The following is a 21,456-nucleotide window of genomic DNA, read 5'->3' on the forward strand; positions in this document are numbered from 1 at the left end:
CTAGACAGGAGGAGCTCGTTTGCGCGATGAAATCCAAATGCGGGTAGCAGATGAAACATCAGACGCAGGTCTGATAATTGGTGTCGCGAATGAGTTGTCCCTGCGGCTCAAGCGATCTGGGAAGGCTTTGCCTCCCCGCACACGGTCACGGCACTACAAGCGTCCACACCAGAGTTTACAGGCGCCCATCGTCTTCACTCGCGAAGCGCATCCGATTGAAATGCTGATTGTCATGACCCTTGCACGAACTTCGGGCGCAGCCCAATTCGGGTTTTCGCCCTCTGGTGAGGTGTTCACCGCCGACACGGACGGTTGGTCGCTGCCGTCTGGGCGTCGAAACGACGTGACCGGTCTCTCGCCGTTGCTAGATGAGGCCGCAGCCTTATTCAATGAATGGCGGCGGGACGGTAGAGGAGGTCGGTTTTACGCACGGGATGGCGTGTTCTTCGACGCACAAGATGGCGCTGTATTCCTCAGAATCCGTGAATGCAACGACGCCTGCGATTTCGATGGTCAGATGGGTCGGCACTGGCGAGATGCAGTTGTCGATCTTGATGGAACGGCCGGCCCAAATACAGGACGGGTTGCGCGCGAATCGCACAGACCTGACGACCGGAATCTATTGCAGAAGATCTTGGGCATATTCGGTCGGTGATGGGGCATCGGTCCACCGCGCTAGTTTGAGTCGGATTTTGCAATACACCTTTGACGAGAGTCTGCTAGCGGCAGGCCCGGAGACGTTGGTGGCCACGATGATGTGTGGACCCGTGCAACCCTGATTACGGCTGCCCTCACGTCAGTCGATTCCTCGCCTGCTCGTCGGACGCCAAGCGAGTCGCCCGATCGAGCGAGGTGCGGTCGCGCACCTCCCGTGCCGAGATCCTCTGGACGCGGTCACGGTAGTCGGCGAAGTCGTGAACGCGAGCGGCAAGGGTGGCGAGCGCGGCCCGACGGTGTTCCTTGTCCTCGGTGATCACCGCGCGGACCTCGGTGTCGTCGCGAAGCCGTCCACGTTCGAGTTGCTCGGTCGCTTTTCGGTCCTGCGCGATGCGGCGTGCACTCGCGCCGACGTCGGCGAGTTCATCCCACAGGTCGATCTGCAGGAATCCCACCGAGTGCTCTTCCCACCCAGGATCGCGGTCGATCTCCGATGCGATCTTCGCCGCGCAGTAGGCCAGTGTGCCTTCGTCGCATTGAATCATCTCGTTCAGCGTGTCGGCGTCCGCCGTGCTCAATCGTTCGGACTGCAAACGGGATTCGGCCTGCATCGCGCGGGCGTGGAGGTCCCGGTACCGCCGGATGGACTGACTGGCCCACGCCGCGACCACCACAAGCACCAGCATGGCGCACGTCAGAAGCGCCCCGCCCACGACGGCCACCGCAGGGTGCTCAGCCAGGCCGAGGGCAACGATCAACACGGATCCCGGAGCAACGACCATGGCGATCCTTCTGACGAAGAGCGCCGCCGGCGGGGTCACGTCGCTGGGGTGCGGCAGCCGTTCTTCGCCCTGATAGCGGGCGGCCACGTAGGCGAGGAACTTGCGGTCAGCGTCGATCTTGGGCGCCACACCCGCGATCCGTTCCCATCGGGAGGGCATGTTCGACCTCTGGAAGACATCCTTCGGACTGATTGCGCGTTCCGCCCCGGCGCCTGAAATCTCGGCCATGGTGCCCCCTCCTCCCGTCCTTCGACAGTAGCCGCAGCCGCCGACACCGTTTCCTCGATTTGTCACCCGCCCTTCGTAACCTCCGCTACATGAATGGCGCACGTAGGCGCCGCAGCGCCAAACGAGAACGACGACATGCACGCCGGACGGCCCAACGGCAGAGCGGAGAGCGCGAGGACAACGTGCTGGACCAGGCGGTCCGGCGGTGCATGGCGAAGCATCCGGTGCGCCTGTTGTCGTTCACCTCCTACGTCATCGGGATGACGACGCCCGATCGACGCTGGCGAGAGACGCGCGAGGCCGGGGAGCGATCTCCGCTGATGAACCTCGTGACGGGACTCGTGGGCCGGCGCTGCGCTGAGACCACCGTCCTGCTGGCCGCGCTCGCCGAGTTACTCGTCGACGATGACGATGTACGAGGCCGGTGCCGCCAGGAAGTGACCTCCCGAAGCGATCGCCTGCCGAAGTGGCTCGTCGAACCGTCATCCGCTCAGGCGTATCGCGCGGTTCGACAGCGTCAGGTCTTGAGCGATGGTGACGAATGGGCCATCGGCGTGAGATTCATCGACGGATCCGAGTTGACCGTCTCCATCTATCTCGACCACAATGTGCTGTCGGCTGCGACGAGGATTGCGGTGCAACGGAATTCGATCGATGAGGTGATCGCGAATCCAAGCCTCCACATCGAGACCGTTGCCAACCCCATCGACGAGAGTCTGTCCGACGCGCGCGCCTGGATCGCCCGGGGCCTGACGATGTCCGAGGCCCTGCCTCGAGACGAATCGTGGCGGCAATGCCGTCCGCTGATCAGCTGGCTGATCGCGCTTATGCCCGATGGCGGGTCGATCGGAGCGCCTGGTCGATTCGACCTGCTGGACGCGTTGGGGTTGATCGACGGTTTCTTCACCTGTTCGGCGGGCGCACCGTTCCGGGACGCCGCGTACCGGGACCTTCTGGTCGAACTGTGCGACACGGGCAGCGGTGACGCCGCCCGGTGGAGCGTCACCCGCATTGCACATGCACTGGACGATCCTCGCTACGACGGTCAGGTCCCACTCGAAGTGGCGGTGGACGCTCCGGCCTTATTACGAGCCTTCGTGCCATTCGCACACGCGCACAGCGAGGTTGGTGAAGATCTTACCGACGACGCTGTCGCGACGATCGATCGGATGAGCCTCACCTACAAGAGACTTCTGCTGGACGATGCGGCCCGCGGCCTCGAGGACGACGACGTCGAGCAGCCACCGTGGCTTACCCGCCCAGATCGAGCGTCGTGAGCACTTGGCTGCAGGCAAGCCTCGCTGGTGGAAGCGTGGCGGGGGTTGTCCTCTGGGTGCGTGTCGAAGGCAAGCGACCGAGTGACCTTCTAGCGAGTCGAATCGAACCGGCAGTGCCGGCGCCCGGGAGCCCGGCGATCTGCTGAGAAACGCCCGGTAGTCGGCGGGGTTCGCCGATGCTCCGACGGGCCGACGGCTAATGGTAGCGAACACGAATTGTCATACCCTGCTGGCAAAATTGAGCCATGGAGCAACCGTCCCACCACCGTCTGCACGTCCTCGAATCGATCGGCTGGAAGGACGCCGTCATCACACTTCTGGAGCCACGATCGCCCTACCGGCCGTGGCGCGGCGGGGCGGACGAGGGCCAGCAGAGCGACACCGTCGCGTTCGTCTTGAACACCGATCCGCCGTCGATCCTGGCCGAAGTCTCGCACGTAGACGGTCCCCGCGAACTGCGCCAGGCGAGTTTTTCTCCGCCGCCGAACGGCGCCACCGTGGTGGACTCCTACACGCTCTCGAGTGAGCTCGGTTTCGAATTGCGCCCCGGCCGTTTCGACGGCGACGACGCCGACACCGTCGAGGACGCGCTCTACCAGCACCGCTATGACTGGGATCCGGGTCTGCGCTTGGGCCACGACGACGTCTCCAAAGTCCGGACGCTCCTGCGGTTCGACGGGCGGTGCGACGGCTGCAACCAAGAGATCGATCTGACCCGTCCAGATGCCCGCGACCAGCTGTTCGTCCACACGGTCGACGCGCAAATGCAGCGAACGTCGCGCTGGCTCGGCTACCCCGATTGGCCAGCCGTGATGTGCCGGCATTGTCGCGACCGCATGGCCGACGAAGGCCATGAGACGTTCGTCGACTACAAGTTCTCGCTTAATCCGAGCTGCCCCCAGTGCCTAGGGCGCCGGGCACGCGAGATCTTCTACGGCATGCCGTCGGACCACGAGAACATCCCGCCCTGGGAGGAGGCCGGTGGGTGTTGTCCGATGTCCGACAAGTGGTCATGCCTCATCTGTTCGACCACGTGGTGACGCGCCGAGAGTGCTCGGAATCGTCGCGACGAGTGCAGCGGCGGTGTTGCCCGTCACGACCTCATCGTGCGCCGAGCGGACCCGCGAAGGATTTGCGCAGCACGGTCGGGGCGGCCACTTTGAGCAGTGCCGCCAACACCTTCCGTTTGACGCCCACGGGGTGACGGGACAGCTCGACGTCGATGCGAGTACCGCCGGACTCCGCGGGTGTCAGTGTGAACAGCCAGCCACCACCCGGGCCGAACACCTTCGAGTCGCGGGTGGTCACCGTGACCCGGCCGGCCTCGGCGTTCCAGTCGTAACGCGCTCGTTCCCAGGCGGATTCGGTGCCCTCGGTGACCTCTGCCCAATCGTCTCCGAACCCATGCACTTCGAAGTGCTTCTCGTCGATGCTCGGCCAGGTCTTTGGTCGGCGAGCACTGAAGTCGGTGAGAACCGCCAATACGGCGGCAGGTTCGAGTACGGAGTCGAGACGGAATCGGATCACGGGCATGGGTGTCGGCCTTTCGTCGGTTCTTGTGTGGGCGTGTAGGTGGTGTCGGCCCACGACGTACACGGGTGGCAGAACGCACGCGGTGCCAATCCGCTTCACGGTCGGTCGTCGGCCACCCGGGTCCGCGACCGCGGGTAGTGACGCAGAAGCGCCCGTCGTGCGTTGACCCCATCACCAACCCAAAGGAGTCAGTCCCATGCTCAGTTCCCGGATCGCCGCCGTCCTTGCCTGCGCCATCCTCGCCATGTCGGACCCGTGTGTGGCCACCGCCCGGGCAGGCGGAGCCGAGCATTCGGCACAGGCTTGAGGCCGAGTCACAGCTCACGCTGGAATAAATCATAGATTGGCTATGTAGTGTTCAGGGGTCGGGGCGACTCGGAGTAACAACTCCGGACTAAGGAGCAAAGACGATGAACCTCAAGAGAGCCGTCGCAGGGGTTACCTTTGCGGGCGGCATCGGGCTGGCCCTTATCTCAGGCAGTTCAGGAGTCGCTTTCGCGGCTCCAGGCGGTGGCGGTGGAGGTTGCCAGCCGCCGTTCTGTGCGGGAGGGCCCGGTCCAGGAGGACCAGGTGGTCCCGGTGGACAACGTGGGCCTGGCGGTCCGGGAGGGCCAGGGGGACCCGGCGATTTCCGTGGACCCGGCGGTCCCGGCAACGGTCGAGGCCCGGGCGGCCCCGGAGGTGGTCCAGGTGACTTCCGCGGGCCGGGTGGTCCGGGCGACGACCGCGGTCCTGGTGGACCGGGCGGACCTGGCGGTCCCGGTGGTCCAGGCGACTTCCGTGGCCCGGGTGGCCCCGGAGACAACCGCGGGCCGGACGGTCACGACTGGGGACCACGACCCCCGGACGCGTTCGGTGGATGGCGCGACGCCCCCTGGGGCGGCGGACCGGCACCATGGGGTTGGGGAGCGCCGCCGCGCGTCGGTTGGGATCGGCCGCTGCCGCCCCCAGGCGGTTACTGGAACTACGGGCCCATCAACTACTGGGGCTTCAACGAAACCCCGATCTGGGAGCCCAACTTCAACGCATGGGGCTTCTATTTCTTCGGAATCTGGATCCCGCTGTAAACAGACCCACCACCGAAACAGCCGCCTCGCAACTCGCGGGGCGGCTGTTTCGTTTCCAGCGGTGACGGCGTCAGAGCCCGCCCAGCAGGGCGTCACACTGCACGGGCAGGTCGCGCACCCGGATGCCGGTGGCGTGGTGAATGGCGTTGACCACCGCCGCCGCCGAGCCCACGATGCCGATCTCCCCACCCCCGCGCGAACCCATCGGATTCGAGTACGGGTCGACGCTGTCGAGCCAGATGGCGTCGATCTCGGGAATGTCGGCGTGGCTGGCGAAGTGATAGGTCGCCAGGTCCTGGGTGACGACGTGACCAAAACGGTGGTCGCGCACGCTCTCCTCGTGCAGCGCCATCGACAACCCCATCGTCATGCCGCCGATGAGCTGTGAGCGCAGTGTCATCGGGTTGACCACCCGACCGACCGAGAACACACCGAGCATCCGGGACAGCCGAATCTCGCCGGTGTAGCGGTTCACCCGCGCTTCGACGAAGTGCGCGCCGAACGAGTACATCGCGTGGTTCTCCGCCTCCTCGTTGTCCGGGGCGTCGGCGGTGGTCGCGGCGCCGACGTCCGGATCGTCGCCGTGATCTTCCCGGAATCGCTGCGCGGCAGCGTAAATCGCGCGACCCCACGAACTGATGCCCGACGAGCCGCCCTCCACCGACGCCACCGGCAGGTCGGTGTCACCGATCTGCAGGTCGACCGCGTCGACCTCGACGCCGAGGATGTCGGCGGCCACCTGCGTGAGTGCCGTCCACGTTCCGGTGCCGATGTCGGCGGCGCCGATCTGCACTGCGTAGCGGCCCGGTGCGATGCACTCGATGCGTGCGCTGTTGCCGGGCTGGATCATCGCCGGGTACACCGCCGAGGCCACACCGGTGCCAACCAGCCACTCCCCGTCGACCCGAGACCTCGGCGTGGGATCCCTTGACTCCCAACCGAACCGTTCCGCACCGGTGCGTAGGCACTCGACCAGCCGACGATCCGACCACGGGTGGCCGGTCTCCGGGTCGACCTCGGGATCGTTGCGGATGCGCAGCTCGACGGGGTCGACGTCGCACGCGACGGCCAACTCGTCCATCGCGACCTCGAGGGCGTAGGTGCCGGGGCATTCGCCGGGGGCGCGCATCCAGAACGGCACGGGCACGTCAAGTTTCGCGAGCCGGTGACTAGTCCGTCGGTGCTCACCGGCGTAGAGCATTCGGGACGAGACGGCAGTCTGCTCGGCGAATTCCTTGACGGTGGCGGTCTGTTCGACGACGTCGTGGGTCAACGCGACGATGGTCCCGTCGGGCTGCGCACCGAGCCGGATGTGCTGGATGGTCGGCGTCCGGTACCCCACGACGTGAAACATCTGCTGACGAGTGAGGGCAAACTTCACCGGACGGCCGCCGGTTCGTTGCGCGGCCATGACGACCAGGGTGTTGTGCGAATGCGGTGCACCCTTGGAGCCGAAGCCGCCGCCGACGTTCTTGGCGACGACGCGGACCTGCTCCAGCTCGAGACCGAACATCGTGGCGATCTGCTTGCGGACGACGTGCACGCCCTGGGTGGAGTCGTACAGCGTCAGCATCGGGCCGTCGGGATCCCAGGTCGCGATGGTGGCGTGCGGCTCCATCGGATTGTTCGTCTCCTGGGGCGTCGTGTACGTCTGGTCGACGACGACCGGTGCGTCGCGCATCGCCGCGTCCGCGTCGCCCTCGGAGGTGTCGGTGGGAAACGACGGGTTGACCTGCTCGGGTGCGTAGAGTCCGGGATGGTCGACGCGGATCTCGGTGTCGTGGTCGGCTTCCTCGTAGGTGACGACAACGAGACCTGCTGCGTGCCGGGCGGTTTCGGCGCTGTCGGCGACGACTCCGCCGATGATCTGGCCGCGGTAGTGCACCTGGTCGTCCTGCAGGATGGTGAGGTCACCGTCGGAGGTGTCGGCCAGCGTGGGCGCGTCGAAGGCGGTGAGCACGGCCTCGACGCCCTCGAGTGCTTCGGCCGCAGCGGTGTCCATGGCGGTGACACGCCCCTTGGCGACGGTGGCCTGCACCGCGTGCAGGTACAGCGGGGCGTCGACCGGGTATTCGTAGGCGTAGGACGCGCTGCCGGTCACCTTGGCGGGACCGTCCAGTCGGGTGAGTCGGGTGCCCATGGCCCGAGGCTGTACGGCGGTCATCATTGCCGTCCTTCCGCGAGAGTGGTGAGGGTGGCAACGATGGTGCGCGCGGTCAGCTCGACCTTGAACTCGTTGCCCTGCTGCGGTTCTGCCTGCGCGAGTTCGGCGTCGGCGGCCGCGCGGAAGTTGTCGTCGGTGGCGGGTTGGCCGAGCAGGTCCCGTTCGGCACGGGTGGCGCGCCAAGGTTTGTGGGCGACGCCGCCCAAGGCGATGCGCGCGCCCGCGACGGTGCCGTCGTCGATCACCAGCTCGGCGGCGACGGAGGTGAGAGCGAAGGCGTACGAGGCGCGGTCGCGGACCTTGCGGTAGGTCGACCGCGCACCATCGGGAGCGGGCGGGATCTCGACGGCGGTGATGAGCGCACCGCGGGGCAAGGTGGTGTCGAGGTCGGGCCGGTCGTCGGGGAGACGGTGAAACTCGCTGAGCGGCAAGCGATGTTCCCCGTCGGCGTCGAGGTAGACGACTACGGCGTCCAGGGCGGCCATGGCGACCGCCATGTCCGACGGGTGCGTGGCGATGCACTGTTCGGAGGCGCCGAGGATGGCGTGGTAGCGGGTGTAGCCGCCGATGGCCGAGCAGCCGCTGCCGGGCGTGCGTTTGTTGCAGGGCGTGGTGACGTCCTGGAAGTAGACGCAGCGGGTGCGCTGCAGCAGGTTGCCAGCGGTGGTGGCGAGGTTGCGCAGCTGGCCGGAGGCCGCCGACAGCAGCGCGCGGGCAAGGACGGGGTAGTGGCTGCGGACGATCGGGTGGGCGGCGAGGTCGCTGTTGCGGACGTCGGCGCCGATGCGCAGGGAGCCGTCGGGAAGGCGTTCGACGTCGGTGAGCGGAAGGTGACCGACGTCGACGAGCAGGCCGGGTGCGACGACGCCGAGCTTCATGTGGTCGACGAGGTTGGTGCCGCCGGCGAGGAAGACGGCGTCGGGCCGGTCGGCGACGGCGGTGAGGGCATCTTGCACGCTGCTGGCGCGGTGGTACTCGAAGGGGATCATCGGGCGGCCTTCTGGATGGCGTCGACGATGTTGGGGTAGGCGGCACACCGACAGAGGTTGCCGCTCATGCGTTCTCGGACTTCGGCGTCGGTGAGGTCAGGAGTGCCCTCGAGGTCGTCGGTGACGTGACTGGGGGCGCCGGACTTGACCTCGTCGAGCATGCCGACCGCCGAGCAGATCTGGCCGGGGGTGCAGTACCCGCATTGAAAGCCGTCGTGCTCGAGAAAGGCCTGCGCGACGGGGTGCAAGTTGTCGGGCTCGCCGAGGCCGGCCGCCGTCTGCACCTCGGCACCGTCGTGGGCGACGGCGAGCGCCAGGCAGGTGGTGGCGCGTCGGCCGTCGAGCAGCACGGTGCACGACCCGCACTGGCCGTGGTCGCACCCCTTCTTCGGCGCGGTGACGCCGAGGTGCTCGCGCAGCAGATCGAGCAGGGTGAGGCGGTTGTCGACGTGCACGGTGTGGTCCGTACCGTCCACGCGCAGGGACACGTCGGTGAAGTGGGCTGACTTCATCGACGGGGCTTACCCGGGGTAATGGGGGTGAAACCAAGTCACTAGCTGCAGCTGCACGCTTGGAAATTTCGTACGTCCCTTTTCAGCTACAGCAGCACCGAACCCGCGTCTCAGGACGAACTGCCGCGTCTGCCATCCGGCCGGTTCAGATCTGACGCACTGGTCGTGCCGGATCCGGCAATTAAGATTGACTAGTGGACCCCGGTGAACTCGTGCATGTCGATCTCACCGACATTGAACGCCGGCTGCTGCTCGCAGGGCTGACGGAATTTGGTGGGCCGGCCGCGGGCGCTCCTGCGCTGGCCCCGCTTGTGGGCGCAGTTTCCACTGACGCCTTTTATCAGCTAACAGAACGTCTACGCGTCGCGATCAAAAATCAGGCGCCGCTGTCCGACCTGGACTGGGCGCGTGCTTTGGTGCTCACTGAGATCTGCTGGGCGAGCGATATCCTAGGCGCGGCAAGCGAATTCGGCACTAACATGCCTGACTCGGTGGCGCTGCCCGCCCTCCGTTCGCTGCAGCGCAAGCTCGTAACCGGAGAACGTATACGCGCCCTCATGGACGTGCGGGCGAATCCCGGTTAAGCGCACCACCGGGAGACACGCCTGATGGCGTGACGCGGGACTGTTCCGGGCGGGCCCTGGGCGGCGTCTGCGGTTGCCCGCCCGGGGCCCCTACCCCCTCGACTGGTGTGACGGCGGATCCGGCTCTCACCCCACACCCACGTAATGCTCCTCACGGATCTCGGTCTCGCCGCTCCACCGGTAGGCGACCAGTGCGCCGCCCTTGACCGCGCTGAAGTCCACGCACGCCGTGCGCGCGGTGAAGTCGACCCCGCGTTGTGGGTGTCCCTCGCGCCAGTAGTGGCCGTAGAAGACCGGGACGTCCCCGCGGTAGGCGTAGAGCTGCTCGCCTACTTCCATCTCCGGAAGCAACGGATACTGCTCGTCGTCAACGGTTTTGAAGTTCTCGCCCATCACGGCCAGCTTCCGCAGCGTGGTAGCGTCGTCGTCCCACCACGCCACCCGCGCGCGGCGTCGACCGTTGCCGTCCTTGTCGAAGTATGGCTGCTGCCCAAGCGCGACCAGGTCGATCTCCGGTCCCTTCAAAAGCACCTCAACCGCCTCGTAGAGCGGGTCGCCCTCGGCGGTCGCGCGGACGAACTGGTCGCGGGACGTAAAGCGGTTCGACCCGCACGCCTGCTCGACCACCCGCATCGACGGCTCGTGCCAGCAGGCGTGCACCACCCGCAGGCCACCAAGATCCATCCACAGCGGCATGGTCGCGAACCAGTCCAAGTACTCGGCGCGGACGTCGCCCTCCACTTGCTCGAGGAACGCCCGGTGCTGGACCGCGTTCTTCTCGGTGTGCGGTCGCAGATACCCGCCGCCAGGGCCGGGGGTGTCGTAGGCGACGGCGTTGAACTCGTGATTGCCCATGACGATCTGCGCGCTGCCGGCGTCGACCATGCCCTTGACGATCCGCAGGACCTCCAGCTGGGCGGGCCCGCGGTCGACCAGGTCGCCGACGAAGATCGCCTGCCGGGTCGGATGCGCGTAGGCGCCGGTCGCGTCCTGCACGCGATAGTCCAGACGCTTCAGTAGTGCGACGAGCTCGGCGGCGCAGCCGTGGACATCACCAATGACGTCGTAACCGCTCGTAGTGGTGGACGCGGGCATGGGCGTCTCCTTCCGTTGGGGCCTTCGGCTCCGTCACGTGGAGCGAGTCGATCTGCAGCCCATCGCAATCGTTGGACGCGAACGGGATTGGCGATCCGCCGGAGAACCAGGTGGCCAACCCCTCACCATGAATGTAGCGCAGTGGTGCGACAGCTCAGGCGAAGCGCTCCTCGATTGCTCGGAACGACTGGTGCACACGGCCGTGACTGACCAATCGGATGTCCAGCCCCGCGTCGACCACGATCTCGATCGCCCGCACGATCGCGTCGTCGATCCACGCGTCGGCGTTGCCGAACACCCCGCCGCCCAGCCGCGTCAGCAGCACGACGCCCGACTGCTGCCCGACGGCAGCCACGAGCGTCGCCTCGTAGGCCGCCTCCAGCACGAGTCGGGCGAAGGCCTCCCACTCCGCCGGTCGGCCGTCGCCGTAGGCCACCGGTAGCGCCGAGCAGAAGGCCTGCGACACCAGACGAGGCTCGGCCACGTCGGTCACCTGCACGTCGCGATGAAGCCCGATCGCCAGACGAGACCGCAACGAGTCGCGGTCCTCCTCGGTGGCCTGCGCGAGGAAGTCGGTGATCGCCCGCAGTCCATCGCGCGTGCACAGTGCGTATCCGTTGCGCATCGTCCACAGCTCCGACACCGGGCGGTCCACCGCGGCCGACAGCGCCCCACCCACACCCCCCAGCGCGTCGATCTGGCGGTCGCGGGTCTGGCCGCGCTCGTCGCCGACCGGCGCGAAGTAGTTGCGGTAGATCGTGGCCGCGCCCGCCGCGACCGCGCAGGCCGGCCCTTGGGTGTGATCGTCGGCGTAGCGCGTCACGCCGTCCACGGGCGTGATGTGCGGGGTCGTCATCTCCAGGAGGTTGAACTGCGACGCCACCTGGAACAGGGCGCCCTCCAAATCGGGATCGGCGTGCATCGAACGCGCCTCGCCGACGACGCACCGCACCGTGGACCGTTGGCGTGCAGGAATATCCGTGTCGGCGCGTAGCTGCGCAAGCGTCGGCAGCGACAACGTGCCGATGCTATGCCGCGCCCCGGTGATAGTCGACACCAGCTCGTCGCCCTCGACGCTCAACAGATCCCGGGTCTCGTCGTAGTCGCCTTCGGGAAAGCCCGTCAGACGGGTGAACCAATCCTCGGCCATGTCCTCGATGGTGGCACGCGAGCAACGATGACTTTCGTCGACCGCGCGAGTCCGAACCACGTCAGCATCTACGCTCGCCACCGGAGGACACATGCCGCGCACCAATCTCTCGATGTCGATCTCGGCCGACGGTTATGTCGCCGGTCCCGACCAGAGCGCGGAGCACCCGCTTGGTGTCGGCGGCCAGCTGCTGCACGGGTGGCACATGGGGCCCGAGAGCGAGCATCCCGTCAACCGGCAGGTGGTGGCGGAGATGATGGACGGCATGGGGGCAACCATCATGGGCCGCAACATGTTCGGTCCGGTGCGCGGCGAATGGGGTGACTCCGACTGGACCGGCTGGTGGGGTGACGAGCCGCCGTATCACTGCCCGGTGTTCGTGCTGACCCACCACGCGCACGACGCGATCGAGCTCACGGGGACGACGTTCCACTTCGTCACCGACGGCGTCGAGTCAGCGTACGCGCAGGCGGTCGAGGTGGCTGGCGACCGGCCGATCAGCATCGCCGGCGGCGCGTCGTGCGCCCGGCAGGCGATTCGCGCCGGCGTCGTCACCGAAATCGACCTCCAAGTCAGCCCCGTGATCCTCGGAGCAGGGGAGCGCCTGTTCGACGGCTTCGACGCGGGCAGTCCCCAGCTGGAGTTGGTCCGCGTACTGGAGGCGCCCGGGGTGGCGCACCTGCGCTACCGGGTCATCCCAACGCCGCGGTGATCTCCGGGATCGGCCGCAGGTGTTCGTCGAGCAGGACCGCCACGCCGTCGACGTCGTTGCGGGCCAGCGCGTCGACGATCGCGCGGTGCTGGCGGTCGATCTCGGGCACCCGTTGCGGCCGGATCTGCAATGCCCGGACCGCCACCCGCTGCTGGCGGGAGCGCAGCGCGTCGTACAGCTCGGTCAGCACGGAGTTGTGGTGGGCGTCGACGATGGCGCGGTGGAACGCCCGGTCCAACCGGGCCACGGTGAACCAATCCTGTTCGCGGCCAGCCTCTTCCATGCCGGCGGCCAGCTCGTCCAACGTCGGCGGAGCGCCCAAGGAAGCGAGGCACAGCTCGCGCGCCGCGTGCCCTTCGATCAGCCGACGTGAGGCGTAGACCTCCTCGAGCTCGCGAGAGGTCACGCTGCGTACCTGCGCGCCCCGCCGCGGCAGCAGGTCGATGAACTTCTCGGAGTTGAGTCGGTGGAACGCCTCACGCACCGGCGTCCGGGACGTGCCGACCAGTTCGGAGACCCACACCTCGTCGAGGAACCGGCCAGCCGGCAGCGTGCCCTTGATGATCTCGTCGCGCACCCACTGGTAGACCCGGTCGCGCGCCGACGGAGTCGCCCCCGCCTCAGAGACCTCGACGGCCATGTCGACTCCTTCCGATGTTCGCAGACTACTGGACACTTGACGCACACTCTGTGTATACAAGAGATGTACACACGCTACGCCCGTCGCCCGACCACCTCAGGGAGAGACCGTGGAATCGAATCGTCGCTACGCCGTGTGGCTGTCCGGGCCCAACGTGGCCGCCGCCGAAATCGCCCGCCAGATCGGCTACGGCGCCGCCGTCCTCGACATCGAGCACGGCACGTTCGACCTTGCCGATCTGGAACGCTTCATCCCGTTCCTCAAGGCCATCGGCCTCGAGGTCGTCGCGAAAGTGCTTGGACCCGAACGCGGCCCGATCCAACAGGCGCTGGACTTCGGCGCCGACGTCGTCGCCATCCCGCACGTCGAGAACGCCGCGCACGCCGCCGTCGTCACTGGCTACGCCAAGTTCCCGCCGCTGGGCGACCGCAGCTTCGCCGGCGGGCGCACCTCCTCCTACGGCGGTTTCACCGACGAATGGGTATCCACCCAGGATGCCAAGACGCGGTGCTACCCGATGATCGAAGACGCGGGCGCGATCGAGGAGATCGACGCCATCCTGGCCCTCGACACCGTCGACGGCGTCTTCATCGGCCCGTCGGACCTCTCGCTGCGGCGAGACCGCGGTGCCTACGCCCGCACCGACGGCGACTTCACCGACCTGGCCCGGATCGCCGCGGCCGCCCGCACTGCCGGCAAGCCCTGGCTGTTGCCCGCCTGGAGCCCGGAGGAGAAGCGGTTCGCCGTCGAGCACGGCGCCGACCAGATGGCGCTGACCATGGAGCACGGCGCGCTGCTGGCCGGCTTGTCCGCCGCGCACGACGCGATGACCGACGTCGACCGCAGCCTCGCCCTGAACGGCAGCAGCCGATGAGTGAGGTTCAGGCGCAACCGATCAGCGATGCGCCGATGACCAAGAGCCCGGGGCGCTTTCGCTGGCAGATCGGCGGACTGCTCGGCGCGGGCATGTTCGTCAACTACATCGACCGGGTCAACCTGTCGGTGGCCACCCCGGCCATCATGGACGACTTCGACATCAGTGCCGCCCAGATGGGAATCCTCGCGTCGGCGTTCCTGTGGACCTACGCCCTGCTCCAGATGCCGATCGGCAGCATCATCGACAAGATCGGTGTGCCGTGGGTCAACCGCGTCGGCGTCTTCCTCTGGGCGCTCGCGTCGTTCCTCGCGGCGGCCGCCGGTGGACTCGGCCTGATGATCGTTGCCCGCCTGGCGCTCGGCGTCGGCGAGGCGCCGACCGTCCCCGCCGGCTGGAAGGCCATCGGGCAGTGGTTCCCCAAGCAGGAACGCGGCACGGCCACGGCCATCTTCGACGGTTGCGCCAAGCTCTCCAACGTCATCGGCATTCCCATCATGGCCTTCCTGGTGTCGACCTTCAGCTGGCACGCGGCGTTCCTCTTCACCGGAGTGCTGAGCCTGGTCTACCTGGTGGCCTGGTGGCTGCTGTACCGCAGCCCGGCCCAAGCCGTCGCCGACGGCAAGATGTCGGCCGAAGAACTGGCCTACCTCAAGGCCGGTGACGCCGAGAACGAGGAGAACATCGCCGAGGGGTCACTGCGCGGCGTCGGTCACCTGCTGAGGCAACGCAAGACGTGGGGACTGGCGCTCGGCTACGCCTCCTACACCTACGCCTACTACGTGCTGCTGACCTGGCTGCCCGGCTACCTCAAGAAGGAGTTCGGCGTCAATCTGCTTCAGGGCGGCCTGTATTCGATGATCCCATGGCTGGTCGCGGTGATCGCACAGTTCCTCATTGCCGGCCTGCTGATGGACTGGTGGATCAAGCGCACCGGTCAGGTCACCAAGGTGCGCCGCATCGTGCTGGTGGTCAGCATGCTCGCTGCGCTCGCCGTCACCGGCGCCGCCTACGTCGACACCATCGGCATGGCCATCGTCTTCATCTCCATCGGCGCGGCCGGACTCGCGGTGTCGGTGCCCGCCGGCTCGAGCATCGTCTCCCTGATCGCGCCGGAAGGTCTCACCGGATCACTCGGCGGCATCGTCAACTTCATCGCCAATTTGATCGGCATCGCCGCGCCGATCGTCACCGGCCTGGTCGTCGACGCCACCGGATCGTTCGCCGGAGCCTTCATGGTGACCGGCGTCGTGCTGCTCCTCGGAATTCTCTGCTATACCGTCGTTCTCGGACGGATGGACCGCATGGCCCCGCCGCCCGCCCCCGCCTGACCCGTCACAGGAGGTCCCCATGGTCACGTGTTCGGTCGCCCAGTTCGCCCCCGGCGACGACAAGACCGCCAACCTGACGTCGATCCGCGGCCTGGTGTCCGAGGCGCGGGCGCAGGGCAGCGAGCTCGTCGTGTTCCCGGAGTACTCGATGTTCACCGTCCCGGTGATGGACGAGCGGTTCGTCGCCTCGGCCGAACGCCTCGACGGCCCCTTCGTCGCCGAGCTGAAAGCGCTTGCGGCACAGCAGGGCATCGCCATCGTGTGCGGCCTCAACGAGGCCACCGACGAGGGTGACCGCATCCACAACACGCTGCTGGCCGTCGACGCTTCCGGCAAGGTGGTGGCCACCTACCGCAAGCTGCACCTCTACGACGCCTTCGGCTACACCGAGTCCAGCCTCGTGCGGCCCGGAGAGATCGAGCCGCCGCAGACCTTCACCGTCGGCGGTCTGCGCTTCGGTCTGCAGACCTGTTACGACCTGCGCTTCCCCGAGGTGACGCGGCGGCTGGTGGACGCTGAGGCCGACGCCGTGCTGATGCCCGCCGAGTGGGTGCCCGGTCCGCTGAAGGAAGACCACTGGACGACGCTGTTGCGGGCCCGCGCCATCGAGAACACCGTCTACCTGGCCGCCGCCGACCAGTGCGGAACGTCCGGGGCCGGCAACAGCATGATCGTCGACCCGATGGGCGTCGTGCTGGCGTCGGTGGGGGAGGAGGAGGGTCTCGGCACTGCCACCCTCGATCCCGAACGGGTCAAGCGGGTGCGAGCGAAGAACCCGGCGATTGCGCTGCGGCGCTTCCGCGTCGTGGAGGCGACGAACCCGGTCTGACCTCGGCCGCTTGACCGTCGTGTCACTTAGTGACACAGTGGTCCTGTCATTAAGTGACAGGAGGTCCACCATCGACACCGCCGAGGACAAGCAGTCCGAAGCGCGCCTGCGTGTGTCCCGGCATGCCTGCGAGCTGTTCTGGGAACGCGGTGTGGCCGGCACCACGGGTGACGACATTGCCGCTGCCGCAGGACTTTCCACCAGGACCATCTGGCGTTACTTCCGCACCAAGGAGAGTTGCGTCGAGCCGGTCCTGGCGCAGTCGGCGAAACGCTTCATCGCGCTGGCCGATCGCTGGCCGGACGAGCTGTCACTGGCCGACCACATGGCGGCGGACATGATCGAAAACCCCCTCACCGAGCGGGAACTCGCCGACGAGATTGCCTCGCTGAGGATCGCCACGATGTCGGCGACGGAACCGGCTCTGCGCACCGCGTACCTGATGGTGCACGACGAGATGGAGCGCGGGTTCGCTCCCGTCGTCGCCAAACGGCTACGCCTGCCGCCGGACGACCTCACCGCACGACTGTTCGCCGCCGCCGTCACCGCGGCGTTCCGCGTCGTCGACGAGGACGTCGGCCGCCGGGCCATCGTCGAGAAGGAAAAGGTCAGTCAGCAGGAGGCTCTGGCGTTGGTCGACCGAGCCATCCGCGACGCCACCAACGGCCGCCTGGGCGGGCCGGTGGAACCCTAGTCGACCGAAAGCACCTCTCCCACAACCCATCCAGCATTACCGCGCGCCAGACGTCCGACCCCTGGCGGCGTACTCAGTCATGCCCTCATACCCGAAAGGACCGTCATGGCATTGCCCGACCTGATTCCCGTGGAAGGCATCTTCCGTCCGCCCACTCGAGCGGCCGCCACGATCTCCCCGGACGGCACCAAGATCGCCTTCCTCGCCCCCTGGAAGGACCGGCTCAACGTGTGGGTCCAGGGTCTCGAGCCCGACGCCGATGGGGCCCGGTGCGTGACCGCCGACTCGAACCGCAGCGTCATGCACTTTGAGTGGACCGACGATCCCCGCTGGCTGATCTATCTCCAGGACACCAACGGCGACGAGAATTGGCACATCCATCGGGTCGACCTCGACGACCCGGACGCTCCCGTCGTCGACCTCACGCCCTTCCCCGGGGCGATGGCCCTACCCGTGCGCGAAGTCAAGAACGGCACCACCACCGTGATGCTGAACGACCGGGACGTCACGCTGCTCGACGTCCACGAACTCGACGTCGCCACAGGCGTTCTCACACTCCGCGCCGTCAACCCGGGGAACGTGAACGGCTGGCTGAGCAGCGAGCGCGGGGATTTGTTCGCCACCGCCCTGAACTCCGACGGCGACCTCGAGCTGTCGCGGTGGGACGACGCGAGCGGCACCCTGCACCCCATCGTCGTCCTCGACGGCGGTGACTACCCCGTCGGCATTCACCCGCTGGTCGTCACCCCCGACGGCACGGAGGTGTGGATGGGGTCCAGCCGCGGAACGGACCGCACCCGCATCGTGCGCGTCGACCTGAGCACCGGGGAGGAGACCGAGGTCGACGCCCATCCAGAGCTGGACGTCGACCCTCGGGCCGTCGTCAGCCCCATCTTTCCCGCCCCGCTGATCCAGGACCGGCGCACCGGTGCACTGCTCGGGGTGCGTTATCTCGGCGAGCGTCAGGTCATTCGGGCATTGGACCCCGAATTCGCCGACGTGCTGGCCAACCTGGAGAAGCTCTCCGACGGGGACCTCGGTCGCCTCTCCTCCGACGAGTCCGGCCGACGATGGGTCGTCGGGTTCAACCACGACCGCGACCCAGGCGCCACCTACCTGTACGACCACGACACCGGCGAGAGTCGCCTGCTATTCCGGCCCCTGCCGCATCTGGATCCGGAGACGCTGGCACCCATGCAACCGGTCACCATCCCGTCCCGGGACGGGTGGGACTTGCATTCCTATCTGACACTGCCGGTCGGCGTCGAGCCGAGGAACCTGCCGCTGGTGCTCGTCGTTCACGGTGGGCCGTGGTACCGCGACAGCTGGAGTTTCGACGCCGGCGTGCAGCTGTTGGCAAATCGCGGTTGTGCCGTGCTGCAGGTCAACTTTCGCGGATCGCTAGGCTACGGGAAGGGCTTTCTCACAGCGGCGATCGGCGAGTTCGCCGGGAAGATGCACGACGACTTGGTCGACGGGGTGAACTGGGCGGTGGAGCAGGGCTACGCCGACCCCGACCGCGTGGCGATCTTCGGCGGCTCCTACGGCGGGTACGCCGCCCTGGTCGGGGTCACGTTCACCCCCGACCTCTTCGCCGCGGCCGTCGACTACGTCGGCATCTCCGATCTGGCCAACTTCATGCGGACGCTGCCGCCGATTGCGCGGCCGCACCTGGTCAACAATTGGCACCGGTACGTCGGAGATCCCGACGATCCGAATCAGCTGGCGGACATGATGGCCCGCTCACCGATCACCAGGGTCGACGAGATCCGGACACCGCTTCTGGTGATCCAGGGCGCCAACGACGTCCGCGTGGTGCAGGCCGAGTCCGACAACCTGGTCACCGCGTTGCGTGCCCGTGGCGCCGACGTCGACTACCTCGTCCAGGCCGACGAGGGACACGGCGCGGTCAACTCCGAGAACGTGTTTCAGATGTGGCATGCCGTCACGGGGTTCCTCGCGCGACACCTGGGCGGTCGCGCGTGACGAGGACCGTCGACGAGGGCAAGCCCAGCGTTCTGCAGCAGGCGGGAGGCGTGCCGGGGTTGATCTACGCCAGCGTGCCCAGCGTGGTGTTCGTGGTAGCCGACGCCGTGACCGGGTTGAACACCGCGACGGCGTTGGCGGTGGGCGCCGGCGCGGGCATCACGCTGCTGCGCGTGCTGCGCAAGGAACCCTTGCAGCCGGCGGTGTCCGGCCTGGTGGGCGTCGCCATCGGCGCCTTCATCGCCTACCAGAGCGGCGATGCGAAAGATTACTTCCTCGTGGGTATTTGGGGGAGTCTTGCCGTGGCGGTGGTGTTCTTCGCCTCGATCCTGCTGCGACGACCGCTGGTGGGTGTCATCTGGGGCGCCATGAGCGGGGGCGGTCAGGGATGGCGGGTGGACCCGTCGGCCCGGTTGGGCTACGACATCGCGACGCTCGCCCTGGCCGTCACGTTCGCGGCCCGGTTCGTGGTGCAGAATTGGCTCTACGGACTCGACGCGACGGGATGGCTGGCGTTCGCCCGAATCGCGATGGGTTATCCGCTCAGCGCCGTGGCGCTCGTCGTCGTGGTGTGGGCGGTGCGACGGGCGAATCGGCTGCACCAAAGCGCGCAACGGTGCCACCATGGAACCCATGGCTGACGAGATGACGTCCGAGCGCGAATTCAACGCCCGCAACATCGCGGAGTTCCGCAGTAATGGCGGAAAGGTGGGCGGGCAGTTCGAAGGCTTCCCGCTGCTGATCGTGACCTCCACGGGCGCCAAGAGCGGGGAGCCACGCGAGAACCTGATCGGCTACTTCGACATCGACGGCAAGATCTACGTCGTCGGATCGGCGGCCGGCCGCGACGCGAGCCCGGGATGGGTGTTCAACTTTCGGGCCACCCCGGCCGTCACCGTGGAGATCGGGGCCGAGCCGCCTCAGCAGATGGTCGCCAACGAGCTCCCGAAGGACGAACGCGACCGCGTCTACGACCTCATCGTCGAGCGCGCTCCCGGCTTCGGCGAGTACCAGAAGAAGACCGACCGGGTCATCCCCGTCTTCGAACTCGCGAGGGGCTGAGCCTCTAGCAGGGCTCGAGCGTGACGCCGTCCCCGGCCCGCATGGTGCCCGCGCCGACGACCTCGAAGTAGGCCCCGGCGCACGGCAGCACACCCATGTCCATTGCGGAGACGCGGTTTTCGGCCGCAGGCGTACGCAGGGCTCCGGGATCGCGAGGCAGCGAACCGTGCTCCAGGGTGGGGATGACGCATCGCGGCGTCGGGCCGATGCCGCGCAAGCGCGCCCCGCCGACGACGAGCGTGCGGCCCGTCCAGTCGTTCTCCGCATACGCCGGGTGTCCCGGCGGCGTCGCGATCACCAGATTGGGTCGGTACCGCTCGGCCTCGGTGCCGATGTGCTCCAGGGTGGCGGTCGTGATGACGTGCACCGGAGCGTAGTCGAGGAAGGACGTACCCGGGGTGGCCTCCGCCAGCTCCAGTAGCGGCGCGTCGACCACCGCGTCGAGGCCGAACTCGAGCACCTGCTCGGGGTCGGCCCGCTCCAGTGACGCGCCCGTCGGCCGGCTGTTCGCCAGCCTGACCGGCCGGTCGAGCAGCTCGGAGAGCCGCGCGTCCACCTCGTCGGCGTCGGCCGCCAGTCGAGCCCCATCCGGCAGGAGGATGCTCACCTCGCCTGAATCGACTGTGGCACTGCAGGTTAGAAGACCACGCCACAGCCGCGCCTGCTTGGCGCTGGCCACCCGGCCCGTCTCTTCATCTATCAGCGCGAGACGACGGTCGTCCTCGACGCCCTGTTCATCGACGGCTAGCGCATCGACGGCCTCACCGAGCATCGACTTCACCGGATACCGGTAGAGCGAACCCACCTGCATCTGGGCCGCGGGAGCGGTCACGACGGGACGGTGGCGTCGAGCAACCCGCCCCACTCCTCGGTCACCGCGGTCGCGGCGGCGGTGTCGGCTACCGAGGTACGGCTGGCCGCGGCCACCAACGCCCGGCCGAGCGCAAATGGTGACAGGCCCCGGTCGGTACTCACCTGAACCAACTCCGCGAACGCCACCCCGGCGCCGCAGCGCCGCAACCCGACGAGGACGCCAAGGGCGAGGTCGAGAGTTCGGGTCCCCGAGTGCTCGTCGGTCCACGGGTCGGCGATCCGGCTGCCATTCACTCTTGGGTCTCCTTCGACGACGGTTGGCCCGCTCTCCGCGCGAATGGGACCGTTCCCCCAAACCCTAGTCCCGCTCGACTGCGTGTCGGCGGATTTGAGCCTTGGAGGTCGCTGTCCACGTCGACCGCGCCGGGGGGTGGACCGTCATCACGTGATGACGGGCGCGCGGCCGACGTGCCCTCG

General features: G+C 67.5%; 22 protein-coding genes. 12 read left to right on the plus strand and 10 right to left on the minus strand.

What is annotated here, in order from left to right:
* Positions 1–19 precede the first annotated feature (19 nt).
* Positions 20–655, plus strand: a complete 636-nt coding sequence (locus tag H7K45_RS12760; protein WP_263996176.1) for a hypothetical protein — start codon at positions 20–22, stop codon at positions 653–655.
* 136 nt (positions 656–791) lie between these two features.
* On the opposite strand, the gene H7K45_RS12765 is transcribed toward H7K45_RS12760, so the two are convergent.
* Positions 792–1,808 (minus strand): hypothetical protein, encoded by a 1,017-nt coding sequence (locus H7K45_RS12765; RefSeq protein WP_263996177.1) that lies wholly within the window; start codon positions 1,806–1,808, stop codon positions 792–794.
* A gap of 68 nt (positions 1,809–1,876) precedes the next feature.
* On the opposite strand from H7K45_RS12765, the gene H7K45_RS12770 reads away from it, so the two are divergent.
* Both H7K45_RS12770 and H7K45_RS12775 read left to right on the plus strand, forming a co-directional pair.
* Positions 1,877–2,944 (plus strand): hypothetical protein, encoded by a 1,068-nt coding sequence (locus tag H7K45_RS12770; protein ID WP_263996178.1) that lies wholly within the window; start codon positions 1,877–1,879, stop codon positions 2,942–2,944.
* Positions 2,945–3,189: 245 nt separating this feature from the next.
* Positions 3,190–3,984 carry a hypothetical protein gene (locus H7K45_RS12775; RefSeq protein WP_263996179.1) on the plus strand — a complete coding sequence of 265 codons (795 nt, stop codon included), beginning with the start codon at positions 3,190–3,192 and terminating at the stop codon, positions 3,982–3,984.
* 61 nt (positions 3,985–4,045) lie between these two features.
* Here H7K45_RS12775 and H7K45_RS12780 read toward each other — a convergent pair whose 3' ends face one another.
* The 4 genes from H7K45_RS12780 to H7K45_RS12800 all read right to left on the minus strand — a co-directional run bounded on the left by H7K45_RS12780 (position 4,046) and on the right by H7K45_RS12800 (position 9,209).
* Positions 4,046–4,477, minus strand: coding sequence for a hypothetical protein (locus tag H7K45_RS12780; protein ID WP_263996180.1), 432 nt, complete (start codon positions 4,475–4,477; stop codon positions 4,046–4,048).
* A gap of 1,137 nt (positions 4,478–5,614) precedes the next feature.
* Complete coding sequence (locus H7K45_RS12790; RefSeq protein ID WP_263996182.1) at positions 5,615–7,708, minus strand: xanthine dehydrogenase family protein molybdopterin-binding subunit; 2,094 nt, start codon at positions 7,706–7,708, stop codon at positions 5,615–5,617.
* Entirely contained in the window at positions 7,708–8,697 is a 990-nt protein-coding gene (locus H7K45_RS12795) for an FAD binding domain-containing protein (RefSeq protein ID WP_263996183.1), read from the minus strand. Before H7K45_RS12795 ends, H7K45_RS12790 begins: the two co-directional genes overlap by 1 nt.
* Entirely contained in the window at positions 8,694–9,209 is a 516-nt protein-coding gene (locus H7K45_RS12800; RefSeq protein WP_263996184.1) for a 2Fe-2S iron-sulfur cluster-binding protein, read from the minus strand. The genes H7K45_RS12795 and H7K45_RS12800 overlap by 4 nt, the downstream gene beginning before the upstream one ends.
* A gap of 194 nt (positions 9,210–9,403) precedes the next feature.
* Here H7K45_RS12800 and H7K45_RS12805 point away from each other — a divergent pair, with 194 nt between their 5' ends.
* Positions 9,404–9,793: a hypothetical protein gene (locus H7K45_RS12805; protein WP_263996185.1), complete on the plus strand. Its 390-nt coding sequence runs from the start codon at positions 9,404–9,406 to the stop codon at positions 9,791–9,793.
* A 126-nt stretch (positions 9,794–9,919) separates the two neighbouring features.
* Here H7K45_RS12805 and H7K45_RS12810 read toward each other — a convergent pair whose 3' ends face one another.
* Both H7K45_RS12810 and H7K45_RS12815 read right to left on the minus strand, forming a co-directional pair.
* Positions 9,920–10,888: a metallophosphoesterase gene (locus H7K45_RS12810; protein ID WP_263996186.1), complete on the minus strand. Its 969-nt coding sequence runs from the start codon at positions 10,886–10,888 to the stop codon at positions 9,920–9,922.
* A gap of 154 nt (positions 10,889–11,042) precedes the next feature.
* Positions 11,043–12,038: a hypothetical protein gene (locus H7K45_RS12815; protein WP_263996187.1), complete on the minus strand. Its 996-nt coding sequence runs from the start codon at positions 12,036–12,038 to the stop codon at positions 11,043–11,045.
* A 91-nt stretch (positions 12,039–12,129) separates the two neighbouring features.
* Between H7K45_RS12815 and H7K45_RS12820 the strand changes: the two genes are divergently transcribed.
* The gene (locus H7K45_RS12820; RefSeq protein WP_263996188.1) at positions 12,130–12,750 is read left to right on the plus strand and encodes a dihydrofolate reductase family protein; all 621 of its coding nucleotides are present in this window, start codon (positions 12,130–12,132) and stop codon (positions 12,748–12,750) included.
* Here the strand turns inward: H7K45_RS12820 and H7K45_RS12825 are convergent.
* Positions 12,731–13,390 (minus strand): GntR family transcriptional regulator, encoded by a 660-nt coding sequence (locus tag H7K45_RS12825; RefSeq protein WP_263996189.1) that lies wholly within the window; start codon positions 13,388–13,390, stop codon positions 12,731–12,733. The two genes, H7K45_RS12820 and H7K45_RS12825, sit on opposite strands and share 20 nt — an antisense overlap.
* A 109-nt stretch (positions 13,391–13,499) precedes the next feature.
* Here H7K45_RS12825 and H7K45_RS12830 point away from each other — a divergent pair, with 109 nt between their 5' ends.
* The 7 genes from H7K45_RS12830 to H7K45_RS12860 all read left to right on the plus strand — a co-directional run bounded on the left by H7K45_RS12830 (position 13,500) and on the right by H7K45_RS12860 (position 20,166).
* Positions 13,500–14,264 (plus strand): HpcH/HpaI aldolase family protein, encoded by a 765-nt coding sequence (locus H7K45_RS12830; RefSeq protein WP_263996190.1) that lies wholly within the window; start codon positions 13,500–13,502, stop codon positions 14,262–14,264.
* Positions 14,261–15,595 (plus strand): MFS transporter, encoded by a 1,335-nt coding sequence (locus tag H7K45_RS12835; RefSeq protein WP_263996191.1) that lies wholly within the window; start codon positions 14,261–14,263, stop codon positions 15,593–15,595. The genes H7K45_RS12830 and H7K45_RS12835 overlap by 4 nt, the downstream gene beginning before the upstream one ends.
* Before the next feature lie 19 nt (positions 15,596–15,614).
* A complete protein-coding gene (locus tag H7K45_RS12840; RefSeq protein WP_263996192.1) occupies positions 15,615–16,424 on the plus strand; it encodes a carbon-nitrogen hydrolase family protein in 810 nt (269 codons plus the stop codon).
* Between the two features lie 37 nt (positions 16,425–16,461).
* Positions 16,462–17,118 (plus strand): TetR/AcrR family transcriptional regulator, encoded by a 657-nt coding sequence (locus H7K45_RS12845; protein WP_443677448.1) that lies wholly within the window; start codon positions 16,462–16,464, stop codon positions 17,116–17,118.
* A gap of 105 nt (positions 17,119–17,223) precedes the next feature.
* A complete protein-coding gene (locus H7K45_RS12850) occupies positions 17,224–19,104 on the plus strand; it encodes a S9 family peptidase (RefSeq protein WP_263996193.1) in 1,881 nt (626 codons plus the stop codon).
* Positions 19,101–19,745, plus strand: coding sequence for a DUF3159 domain-containing protein (locus H7K45_RS12855; protein WP_263996194.1), 645 nt, complete (start codon positions 19,101–19,103; stop codon positions 19,743–19,745). The genes H7K45_RS12850 and H7K45_RS12855 overlap by 4 nt, the downstream gene beginning before the upstream one ends.
* The gene (locus H7K45_RS12860; RefSeq protein ID WP_263996195.1) at positions 19,738–20,166 is read left to right on the plus strand and encodes a nitroreductase/quinone reductase family protein; all 429 of its coding nucleotides are present in this window, start codon (positions 19,738–19,740) and stop codon (positions 20,164–20,166) included. Before H7K45_RS12855 ends, H7K45_RS12860 begins: the two co-directional genes overlap by 8 nt.
* 4 nt (positions 20,167–20,170) lie before the next feature.
* Here H7K45_RS12860 and H7K45_RS12865 read toward each other — a convergent pair whose 3' ends face one another.
* Together H7K45_RS12865 and H7K45_RS12870 are read right to left on the minus strand one after the other, a co-directional pair.
* The gene (locus H7K45_RS12865) at positions 20,171–20,977 is read right to left on the minus strand and encodes an MOSC domain-containing protein (RefSeq protein ID WP_263996985.1); all 807 of its coding nucleotides are present in this window, start codon (positions 20,975–20,977) and stop codon (positions 20,171–20,173) included.
* Between the two features lie 17 nt (positions 20,978–20,994).
* Positions 20,995–21,273, minus strand: coding sequence for an ANTAR domain-containing protein (locus H7K45_RS12870; protein WP_263996196.1), 279 nt, complete (start codon positions 21,271–21,273; stop codon positions 20,995–20,997).
* Positions 21,274–21,456 lie beyond the last annotated feature (183 nt).

Source organism: Mycobacterium yunnanensis, assembly GCF_025823185.1.
In the GTDB taxonomy this organism is placed as follows: Bacteria; Actinomycetota; Actinomycetes; order Mycobacteriales; family Mycobacteriaceae; genus Mycobacterium; species Mycobacterium yunnanensis.